The sequence below is a fragment of the Pseudomonas sp. 2VD genome, from assembly GCF_005503585.1.
Lineage (GTDB): Bacteria > Pseudomonadota > Gammaproteobacteria > Pseudomonadales > Pseudomonadaceae > Pseudomonas > Pseudomonas aeruginosa.
This window is the reverse complement of record NZ_SCND01000592.1, coordinates 1-2,068: the sequence shown is the minus strand read 5'-3', so window position 1 is coordinate 2,068 and position 2,068 is coordinate 1. Positions and strand designations below refer to the sequence as shown.

The window sequence follows — 2,068 nt, the reverse complement described above, 5'->3', positions numbered from 1 at the left end:
AGGTAGCAGTGGTACAGCGCCTCGGCCACGTAGCGCTCGACGCTACGCTGGGAAACCCCCATGCGTTCGGCGATCTGCCGGTGGCTGAGGTCTTCGCACTGGGCCAGGAGGAAGGCGGTGCGGACCTTCGGCTTGAGCCCGTCGAGCATCCGCGAGATTTCCTCCAGCAGTTCCAGCACCAGTTCCCGCGCCTCGGGCGACGGCGCCTGTGCCTCGGGCAGGTGGGCGATGCTTTCGAGGTAGGCGCGCTGCAGTTCCTCGCGACGCCAGTGGTCGATCACCAGGCCGCGGGCGATGGTCCGCAGGAACGCGCGCGGCATGCCGATCTCGCGCAGTTCGCGCTTGAGCAGGATGCGCAGGAAGGTGTCCTGGGCCAGGTCCGCCGCGTCCGCCGCGCAGCCCAGCTTGCCGCGCAACCAGTTCTGCAACCAGCCATGGTGCTCGCTGTACAGCGCATGCATGGCGCGATGGTGGGCGCTGAGAAGGATCGGGGCGGACATGGGAAAGTCGGGGCGACACATGAATGATAATGAATCGCATTGTCGAGAAGCCGCGGCCTTTTTGCAATAGCACCCGCCGGCCGGCGCCCTACTCGGCCGCCGCGCCTTCGCGCAGGCAGGCCAGCAGGTCTTCGCTGGCGCGGTCGCGATGCGGTTCGTCGCGCCAGCACATGCCCACCGCGCCCTCGCCGGGAATCTCCAGCGCCAGCCTGGCCACCAGGCCGAGCCCGGCGAGGTGCTCGACCACCCGCGCCGAGCCGATGGATAGCATGTCGCTGCCACGCAACAATTCGATGTTGGCCAGCATCGACGATGACTCCAGGCGGTAGGCCGGCGGCTGCCGGCCGCCCTGGGTCAGGGCCATGTCGAGCTTGCTGCGGATCGGCGAGCCGGGCGGCCAGACGATCCAGTCGTAGCGCCGCACGTCTTCCCAGTCCAGCGCGGCGGCCTGGGCCAGGGGGTGACCGGGGCGCGCCATCACCACGATCGCCTCGCTGTAGAGCACCTCGCAGCGCAGGCTGGCGCGCGGCGCATAGTTGTCCAGGCGCCCCACCACCACATCGAGCTGGCGTTTCTCCAGCCGCTCGAGAAGGCCGTTCATGGTGCCTTCGAGCAGTTCCACCTGGGCCCCGGGGTAGCGTCCGAGGAACGCCCGCAATGCGCGCGGCACCAGGCTCGGCGCGGAGGCCGGCGACGTGCCGAGGAGTACCCGGCTGCCGCTGCCGCTGCGCATCGCCTCGAGGTTCTGCCGCGCCCGCTCCATCTCGGTGAGCACGCGCTGGGCGTGGTTGAACAGGGTCATGCCGTAGGGCGTCGGGCGCAGGCCACGGGCGTGACGCTCGAACAGCGGCGCGCCGACGTCCTCCTCCAGTTCCTTGAGCCACTTCGACAGGCCCGGTTGGGTGGTGTGTGCGGCCCGGGCGGTGCCGCTGAGGTTGCCGGTCTCCATCAGGCTGACCAGCAGTTGCAGGTGTTGCAGGCGCAGGCGGCGGGTCCAGTCCATCGCAAGCCATCCTCGAATACGTATAGGTCGATGTCTAAATATCATTATTCGGTTATGCCTTCACCTCGAATAATGACTACCAGACCGAGGCGGCCCCGCCTCCTCCCGCCGGAGATTCATCGGTATGCATAACGACAATTCCACCGAGAAGCGCGCCGACTTCTATCGACGCATCCGCCAGCAGCACCTCACCCCGCTCTGGGAAGCCCTGCACAGCCTGGTCCCGGCGCAACCCGCCGGCGGCTGCCAGGCGGCGCTGTGGCGCTATCGCGAACTGCGCCCGTTCCTGCTCGAGGCAGGCGACCTGATCAGCGCCGAGGAAGCGGTGCGCCGCGTGCTGGTGCTGGAGAACCCGGACCTTCCCGGCCAGTCGGCGATCACCCCGAGCCTCTACGCCGGCCTGCAACTGATCCTGCCGGGCGAGATCGCTCCCAGCCACCGGCACACCCAGTCGGCCCTGCGCTTCGTCGTCGAGGGCTACGGCGCCTACACCTCGGTGGACGGCGAACGCACCCGCATGGAGCCGGGCGACTTCATCATCACTCCGTCCTGGACCTGGCACGAC

General features: G+C 68.5%; 3 protein-coding genes. 1 reads left to right on the top strand and 2 read right to left on the bottom strand.

Annotation, left to right across the window (positions count from 1 at the left end; all coding sequences use genetic code 11):
• On the bottom strand, positions 1–500 hold a 500-nt coding region (locus tag FFS27_RS32140), incomplete at its 3' end, for a sigma-70 family RNA polymerase sigma factor (RefSeq protein ID WP_137952522.1).
• Positions 501–588: 88 nt separating this feature from the next.
• Positions 589–1,503: a LysR family transcriptional regulator gene (locus FFS27_RS32135; RefSeq protein ID WP_003089777.1), complete on the bottom strand. Its 915-nt coding sequence runs from the start codon at positions 1,501–1,503 to the stop codon at positions 589–591.
• Positions 1,504–1,627: 124 nt separating this feature from the next.
• Between FFS27_RS32135 and FFS27_RS32130 the strand changes: the two genes are divergently transcribed.
• A partial coding sequence (locus tag FFS27_RS32130) for a cupin domain-containing protein (RefSeq protein WP_137952521.1) occupies positions 1,628–2,068 on the top strand: 441 nt, incomplete at its 3' end.

Bases quoted from the DNA above. Each gene is read 5' to 3' on its own strand.
- FFS27_RS32135 (WP_003089777.1), bottom strand. From the start codon at position 1,503: ATGGACTGGACCCGCCGCCTGCGCCTGCAACACCTGCAACTGCTGGTC.